Source organism: Roseisolibacter sp. H3M3-2, assembly GCF_029211165.1.
Lineage (GTDB): Bacteria > Gemmatimonadota > Gemmatimonadetes > Gemmatimonadales > Gemmatimonadaceae > Roseisolibacter.
Window position 1 is genome coordinate 1 of record NZ_JARGEK010000258.1, and the last position, 7148, is coordinate 7148.

The 7148-nt window shown below is 77.5% G+C and carries 8 protein-coding genes and 2 pseudogenes; 5 read left to right on the top strand and 5 right to left on the bottom strand.

The features are described 5' to 3' along the window. From PYV61_RS17935 to PYV61_RS26645, 5 genes and pseudogenes are all read right to left on the bottom strand, one after another. On the bottom strand, positions 1-525 hold a 525-nt coding region (locus PYV61_RS17935; RefSeq protein WP_275834139.1), incomplete at its 3' end, for a hypothetical protein. Between the two features lies 1 nt (position 526). After that, entirely contained in the window at positions 527-1879 is a 1353-nt protein-coding gene (locus tag PYV61_RS17940; RefSeq protein ID WP_345785255.1) for a Type 1 glutamine amidotransferase-like domain-containing protein, read from the bottom strand. Positions 1880-1947: 68 nt separating this feature from the next. After that, positions 1948-2196, bottom strand: a complete 249-nt coding sequence (locus PYV61_RS17945; RefSeq protein ID WP_275834142.1) for a VF530 family protein — start codon at positions 2194-2196, stop codon at positions 1948-1950. Positions 2197-2263: 67 nt separating this feature from the next. Beyond that, a complete protein-coding gene (locus tag PYV61_RS26640; RefSeq protein WP_345785256.1) occupies positions 2264-2791 on the bottom strand; it encodes a CoA transferase in 528 nt (175 codons plus the stop codon). Next, positions 2713-3090, bottom strand: a pseudogene (locus PYV61_RS26645) (CoA transferase); the annotation flags it as partial. The pseudogene PYV61_RS26645 and the gene PYV61_RS26640, both read right to left, overlap by 79 nt. Positions 3091-3169: 79 nt before the next feature. On the opposite strand from PYV61_RS26645, the gene PYV61_RS17950 reads away from it, so the two are divergent. The 5 genes and pseudogenes from PYV61_RS17950 to PYV61_RS17970 form a co-directional block, all read left to right on the top strand. Then, positions 3170-3568, top strand: coding sequence for a GntR family transcriptional regulator (locus PYV61_RS17950; protein ID WP_275834144.1), 399 nt, complete (start codon positions 3170-3172; stop codon positions 3566-3568). Then, positions 3558-4421: an ABC transporter ATP-binding protein gene (locus PYV61_RS17955; RefSeq protein ID WP_275834146.1), complete on the top strand. Its 864-nt coding sequence runs from the start codon at positions 3558-3560 to the stop codon at positions 4419-4421. Before PYV61_RS17950 ends, PYV61_RS17955 begins: the two co-directional genes overlap by 11 nt. Next, positions 4418-5338 (top strand): hypothetical protein, encoded by a 921-nt coding sequence (locus tag PYV61_RS17960; protein ID WP_275834148.1) that lies wholly within the window; start codon positions 4418-4420, stop codon positions 5336-5338. The genes PYV61_RS17955 and PYV61_RS17960 overlap by 4 nt, the downstream gene beginning before the upstream one ends. A gap of 67 nt (positions 5339-5405) precedes the next feature. Next, the gene (locus PYV61_RS17965; protein ID WP_275834150.1) at positions 5406-6314 is read left to right on the top strand and encodes an ABC transporter ATP-binding protein; all 909 of its coding nucleotides are present in this window, start codon (positions 5406-5408) and stop codon (positions 6312-6314) included. Continuing rightward, a pseudogene (locus tag PYV61_RS17970) lies at positions 6311-7148 on the top strand (hypothetical protein); the annotation flags it as partial. The gene PYV61_RS17965 and the pseudogene PYV61_RS17970, both read left to right, overlap by 4 nt.

Genomic DNA, 7148 nt, shown 5'->3' on the forward strand with positions numbered 1-7148 from the left:
CGGGCGGCGCGAGCAGCGCGGCCGCGGCGACGGCGCGCGCGGTCGCGGCGGCGGCGGGCCGAGCGGGCTCGGGGCGCAGCCGGTGCGCTGCGTCGTGTAGACCACCGACGCGATGCGCCACGCGGCGCCCGCCTGCACGAGCGTGAAGGTGTCGATCCCGCAGTGCGAGAACGCGCCGTCGACGTGGAAGTCGTAGGGCGTCCACACCGTGGCGATCCGGCCGTCCACGCGCACGGTCGGGCTCCACATGCGCTCGAGCAGCCGCTCCTTGGTCGTGGCGAGGAACGCGATGGCCGAGTCGAGCGGCTCGACGCCCGGCGGGATGTCGCCGCGCGAGGGGAGCGACACGAACGGCGTCCCCGCGATGACGGTCGCGCGCACGACCGCCGTGTCGCGGCGCGACAGCCCGTCGAGGAAGCGCTGCACGACGGCGACGACGGCCGCCGAGTCGTCGCGCGCGGTCTGCGCGCCGAGCGGGGCCGCGGCGGCGGCGAGGGCGAGCGCGGCGGCGAGGGATCGCGTCATGTCAGGGGGCGGCGAAGAGTCGCTCGGCGAGCCGGCGCGCGAGGGCGCGCGCGTCGGCCGCGTCGTCGTTGGTGAGCACGAGGACGACGGCGCGGCGGTCGGGCCAGCGCACCCACGCGGCGCGGAGCGCGTCGGCGGCGCCGTAGCCGGCGTGGGCGCGCATCCCGAGCGCGCTGTCGGCGGCGAAGCCGCGCGGCGCGGCGGCGGTGTCGGGGACGCCGGGGCGCAGGTTCGTGCGCGCGAGCTCGAAGCGGTACAGGTCGTCCACGCTCCCGCGCCACGCGCGCGACGCGCTGTCGAACGCGGCGCGCTGCATCCCGCCGGTGGCGAGCACGCGGCGCACGCCGCCCTCGGGGGTGACCGCGGCGTCGAGCGCGGCCCCGAGCCCGCCGAGCGCGAACAGCGGCGCGCCGGTCTCGGGGGTGAAGCGGCGCTGCACGGGGATCCCGTAGGCGGCGTTCGCCAGCACCTTCCCGTCGCGCGCGACCAGCACCGCGGCGCCGCCGCGCGCCGGGTCGCGCCACGGCGCGAACAGCGAGTCGACGAAGCGCGGCGAGAGGCCGGTGCCGTCGGCGGCGCGCGCGATCACGCGGCGCGCGGCGAGGTCGTAGCGGTCGCCGGGGCGCAGCGTGAGGAAGGGGCGTCCCGGGTCGTTGGGGTCGCGCCCGTTGTAGACGAACGCCTTGTTGCGCCCGATCACCTCGCCGGTGTCGCCGCGCACCACCCACGCCGTCCCCTCGTCCTCGGAGAGGCCGAGCAGGTCGGGGCGGCGCGCGGTGAGCGAGTCGTGCAGGTCGGGGAGGCGCTCGCGCGCGACGACGTGCTGGTCGATCGCGGTGCTGCGCAGGTACCCGAAGCCGGCCAGGTACCGCGGGTGGTTCATGACCCGGTTGTCGTTCGACGGCGCGCCGCGCACGAGGTACGAGCCGAGGATCGTGGCGCCCGCCGACGAGCCGCCCACCACGCCGCCGCGCGCCAGCACCGCCTCGAAGGCGCGCTGCGACCGCGTCCCCATGTAGCTGTCGACGAGGCGGAAGTGGCGCCCGCCGCCGAACCAGACGGCGCGCGCGTTCGCGATGCGGGCGACGAACGTGTCGGCGTCGGCGACCGCGCGGCTGGCGGTGTGGTAGACGACGACGTTGCGCGCGCCGGCGGCGCGCCACGGGCGGTCGGCGCCGGTGGGGTCGATCGAGTCGCCGCCCGCGGTGGGGACGACGGCGATCAGCGCGTCGGGGCCGCCGGCCAGCTCGATGAAGCGCGCGTAGACCTCGGGCCCCTGCTGCCCGCCGCCGACGACGACGACGCTGCCCGCGGCGCGGGGTCGGGATCGGCGCGGCCGGCGCGGCCGGCGCAGCCGGCGGTCGCGGCGGCGAGGAGGAGCAGGGCGGGACGGCGCATGGGCTCAACCTACCGCCCGGTGCGTCACCCCGCCGGGGGCGCCTTGCGCGGGTGGGCGGCGGAGTGGCGGTACAGCGACTCGACCTTCGCGCGCGCCCACGGCGTGCGGCGCAGGAACTTGAGCGACGACGTCACGCTCGGGTCGTGCGTGAAGCAGCGGATGTCGATGCGCTGCCCGAGCCCGTCCCACCCGTAGCGCTCGACCAGGTGCTCGATCATCGCCTGGAGGGTGACCCCGTGCGTCGGGTCGGGGCGGCGCGCTGATTCTGCCATGCGGGGAAGCTAGTCGGGCCTTTCCACTGCCAGGAGAACGGATGAGACGGATCCGTTCTGATCCGTCTCATCCGTTCTCCTGGCCGTTTCCACGGACTGCGACGAGCGGGAGGTCGCGCCCTCGCGCCCATGTCTCCCACTCGGCGGCGTCTCGCGCGGCGAAGCGCTCGCGCAGCCGGGCCGCGAGGTCAACATCGGTGGGGTCGACGTCGAGCGCGGCGCACAGCGCGTCGCGGAAGTGCGGCTCCAGCGCGCCGACGGCGACCCAGCCGGTGCGCGCGGCGTAGACGCCGTACGCCGGGAGCGCTCCGCCGAGGAGGCCGCCGGGGGCGGTGAGGCCGTGCGCGAGCGGCGCGGCGAACGGCGTGGCGGCGTCGGCCAGCGCGACCTCGACGCGCCCCGCCTCGCCGGTCCGCGCGCGCGCGTACAGCAGCGCCAGCGCGGCGGTCGCGTGCGCGGGAGCGCGGGGGGCGCGACCAGCCCCTCGGCGGCCTGGTAGGTCAGGTCGTGGCCGGGGCGCGACGCGTGCGGCGACGCGTGGCCGACGATCGCGACGTGGCAGAGGCGCGGGTGGCGCGCGTGCAGCGCGTCCCAGCCGAGCCCCAGCCGCGCCAGCGCGTCGGGGCGGGTGGCGGTGAGCAGGACGTCGGCGTCGGCCAGGCGGGCGTCGAGGGCGGCGCGGCCGGCGTCCGTCTTGAGGTCGAGGCGGACGACGTCGAAGTCGGCGTTGAGCTCCGCGTGCCAGCCGGGGGAGAGGGCGGCCAGCGGGTCGCCCCCCGGGGGCTCGACCTTCGCCACCGCGGCGCCGAGGGCGAGGAGCCGGCGGGCGGCCAGCGGCGCGGGGACGTAGATCGCCGCGCAGACGACGCGGACGCCGGAGAGCGGCTGAGTCATGCGGCGCAATCAAGAGCCCTTGCGCGGCCGGGGGTACCGGTGCAGTGTTGTACCTACACTGCAACACCAACCGATCCCGATGCTGGTGACCCTCGACCCGCGCGACGAGCGTCCGCTGTACCTGCAGATCGTCGAGCAGGTGCGGCGGGCCCTGGTCGTCGGGTCGCTCCGGGCGGAGGACCCGCTCCCGTCGGTGCGCGAGCTGGCCGCGGAGCTGGTGGTGAACCCCCGCACCGTGCTCCAGGCGTACCGCGCGCTGGAGGAGGAGGGGGTGGTCTACGTCCGGCGCGGGCAGGGGACCTTCGTGGCCCCGGCCGTCGGCGGCGACGACGCGGGGCGCCGGGCGCTGGCGCGCGGGGTCGCCGAGCGCGCCCTGCTCGACGCGCGGCGCAACGGCCTCGGGGCCGCGGAGCTGGTGGCGATGATCCGGGAGCTGGCCGCCGGGGAGGACGACGATGGAGGGCGCGATGCACGCTGACCTCGGCGACGGCGCGTGCGCGGTCGCCACGCACGGGCTGACCAAGCGCTACGGCGACGCGACCGCGCTGGCCGACGTGGCGCTGCGCGTGCCGACGGGGGCGGTGTACCTGCTGGTGGGCGCCAACGGCGCCGGCAAGAGCACGGCGTTCCGCGCGCTGCTCAACCTCGAGCGCCCCGACGCGGGGCGCGCCGAGGTGCTGGGGCTCGACGTCTCCGCGCGCGGCCCCGAGGCGCGGGCGCAGGTCGGGTACGTCCCCGACCGCCACGACGCGGGGCCGCGCGCGCTGACGTGCGGGGAGCTGCTGCGCTACGCCGCCGCCTACCGCCCGACGTGGGACGCGGCGTACGCCGACCGGCTGGCGCGGGCGCTGGCGCTCGACCCGGCCAAGCGCGTGGGCGCGCTGTCCAAGGGGAACGCGCGGCGGCTGCAGCTCCTGCTCGCGCTCGCGCACCGCCCGCCGGTGCTGCTGCTCGACGAGCCGACCGACGGGCTCGACCCGCTGGTGCGGCGCGCGGTGCTGGCGCTGCTCGCCGAGCACCTGGCCGACGGGCCGACGACGGTGCTGATCGCGACGCACCACGTCGCGGAGGTCGAGAGCCTGGCCGACCACGTGGGCGTGCTGCGCGGCGGGCGGCTGGTGGCGCAGCTCGACCGCGACGCGCTGCACCGCACGGTGCGCCGCTACCGCGTGCGCCTGGCCGACGGGCGCGAGGCGCAGCGCACGATGCGCGGCGAGGCGCGCGACGTGGCCGCGGTGCTGGCCGCCGAGGGGGCGGAGGTGCGCGAGGCGGCGCCGCTGCGGCTGGAGGACGGCGCGCTGGCGCTGCTGCAGGAGGAGGTGCCCGCGTGACCGTACCCGCGTCCGCGCCCGCGCTCCACCCCACCCCCGCGCCGCGCGCGGTGCTGCGCGCGCAGCTGCGCGTCGTGCTGCTCGCGCTGCGCTGGCCCGCGGCCGCCGCGGCCGGGCTGCTCGCCGTGACGACCGTGATGGTCGTCGCCGAGTGGGCGCGCGGGCGCGGCGGCATCGACTTCAACCCCGAGCTGTCGATCATCCCCGGCGTCGTCGGGCTGCTGCTGCCGATCGGCGTGTGGCGCGGCGAGGACCGCTTCGGCGACGGGCTGCTGTGGACCCTCCCCGTGGACCGCCGCGCGCACGCGCTGGCGCGCGTGGCCGCCGGGTGGGCGTGGCTGCTGCTCGCGCTGGCGGTGTTCCAGGCGTGGCTGCTGGCGCTCGTGCTGCTCACCGGCGGCAACGTGCTCGGCGACCAGGTGGTGCAGGTGCTGGCGTCGGGGACGACGCTGGCGCCGATGGGCGCGGTGGAGCCGTCGCAGCTGCGCACGGTGCGCCTCCCCGCCGAGCCGGCGCTGTGGCTGGTGCCCTTCACCGCGGCGACGGGCGCGTACGCGATCGGCAGCGCGTACGCGCTCGGCGTGCGGCACCCGGTGCGGTGGCTCGTCGGCCCGCTGCTCGCGCTGCTCCTCGTCTCGGCGGTCGGCGCGGCGGCCGGCTCGCGCGCGCTCGCGCTGGCGCCGTCGGGCGTGCTCGAGACGCTGATGTACGGCACGTACGGCTTCGACACCCTGCTGACCGCGCGCAGCGAGTCGCTGCACACGGTCGCGCGCCTCCCCTCCGGCGCCGTGGCGCCGGTGTGGCTGGCCCTCCCCGACCTCGGGCACTGGGTCGCCGCGACGCTGCTCTGGACCGGCGGCGGGCTCGCGGCGCTCTGGCTCGCCGCCTCCCGGCACGGCGAGCGACGACGCGCCTGAGCGCGCGTCCCCTCCCTTCCCCACCGGCGCGTCCGCCCCCGCGGCCGCGTCCCACCGCAGGTGCATCATGGAGCTGCAGATCCGCCGCCTGTCGAAGCGCTACGCCAACGGCGTGCAGGCGCTCGACGACGTGAGCCTGACGATCCCCGTGGGCATGTACGGGCTGCTCGGCCCCAACGGCGCCGGCAAGTCCACGCTCATGCGCACCCTCGCCACGCTCCAGGAGCCGGACGCGGGGAGCATCGCGCTCGGCGGGATCGACGTGGTGCGCGACAAGGACGCCGTGCGCCGCACGCTCGGCTACCTGCCGCAGGAGTTCGGCGTCTACCCGCGGGTGACGGCGCTGGCGCTGCTCGACCACTTCGCGGTGCTCAAGGGGATCGTGCACGCCGGCGAGCGGCGCGACGCGGTGGAGGCGCTGCTGCGGCAGGTGAACCTGTGGGAGGTGCGCCGGCAGAAGCTCGGCGGCTTCTCGGGCGGCATGCGCCAGCGCTTCGGCGTGGCGGTCGCGCTGCTCGGCGACCCGCGCCTGCTGATCGTCGACGAGCCGACCGCGGGGCTCGACCCGGCGGAGCGGGTGCGCTTCCTCAACCTGCTGGCCGCGCTCGGCGAGCGGAGCGTGGTGCTGCTGTCGACGCACATCGTCGAGGACGTGAGCGAGCTGTGCACGCGGATGGCGATCATCGCGAAGGGGCGCATCCGCCTCGAAGGGGAGCCGCTGTCGGCCGTCGCGGCGCTGCGGGGGCGCGTGTGGCGCGCGGTGGTCGGGCGCGACGCGCTGCCCGCGCTCGAGCGGTCGCACGCGGTGCTGGCGACGACGCTGCTCGGCGGGCGCACGGTGGCGCACGTGCACGCCGCGTCGCGCCCGGGGCCGGAGTTCGAGTCGGTGGAGCCGGACCTCAAGGACGTGTACTTCGCGGCGATGGGCGGGCACCTCGACGGGGAGGCGGCGCCCGCGCCGGCGACCGCCGCATGAAGCTGCGCGAGATCTTCCGCTTCGAGCTCGCCTACCAGGGGCGGCGCCCGACGACGTGGCTGCTGGTGGCGGCGGTCGGCGCGCTGATCGGGCGGCTGGCGCTGGAGGCGTTCGTCGCGAAGGCGCGGCGCGCGGGCTACCACTTCAACGCGCCGTTCCAGCTGGCCGAGCTGACGCTGATGGGGAGCGCGCTGGCGCTGCTCCTCCCGGCGACGGTGGCCGGCGACGCGGCGACGCGCGACCTGCAGACGCGCCTGCACCCCTTGATCTACGCCGCGCCGCTGTCGAAGGGGGCGTACCTGGGCGGGCGCCTGCTGGCCGCGCTCGCGCTGCACGCGGCGGCGCTGCTCGTGCTGCCGGCCGCGCTGCTGCTCGCCGGCGCGTCGTCGTCGGTCGAGCCCGAGCTGCTGGCGCCGGTGCGCGTCGGCCCGTACGCCGCGGCCTACCTGCTGGTCGCGCTCCCGAGCGCGCTGGTGGCGACGACGCTGCTGTTCGCGCTCTCGGTGCTGGCGCGCCGCGCCCTGGTGGCGTGGCTGGGGGCGGCGCTGCTCTTCGCGCTGTCGCTCGCGTCGTACGGGGTGATCGCGTCGGCGTTCGGGCGGTGGGACGTGGCGCGGCTGTTCGACCCGCTGGGGCTCGTCGCCCTCGCCGAGCTGTCGCGCACGAGCACCGCGGCGCAGAAGGACGCGCTGGCGCACGTGGCGGACGGGCTGCTGACGTGGCCGCGCCTCGTGTGGCCGGCGGTCGCGGCGGCGGCGCTGGCGCTGGCCTGGCGCCGCTTCCGCTTCGCCCACCCGCCGGTGGGCGCCGGGCGCGCCGAGCGGCGCGCCAACC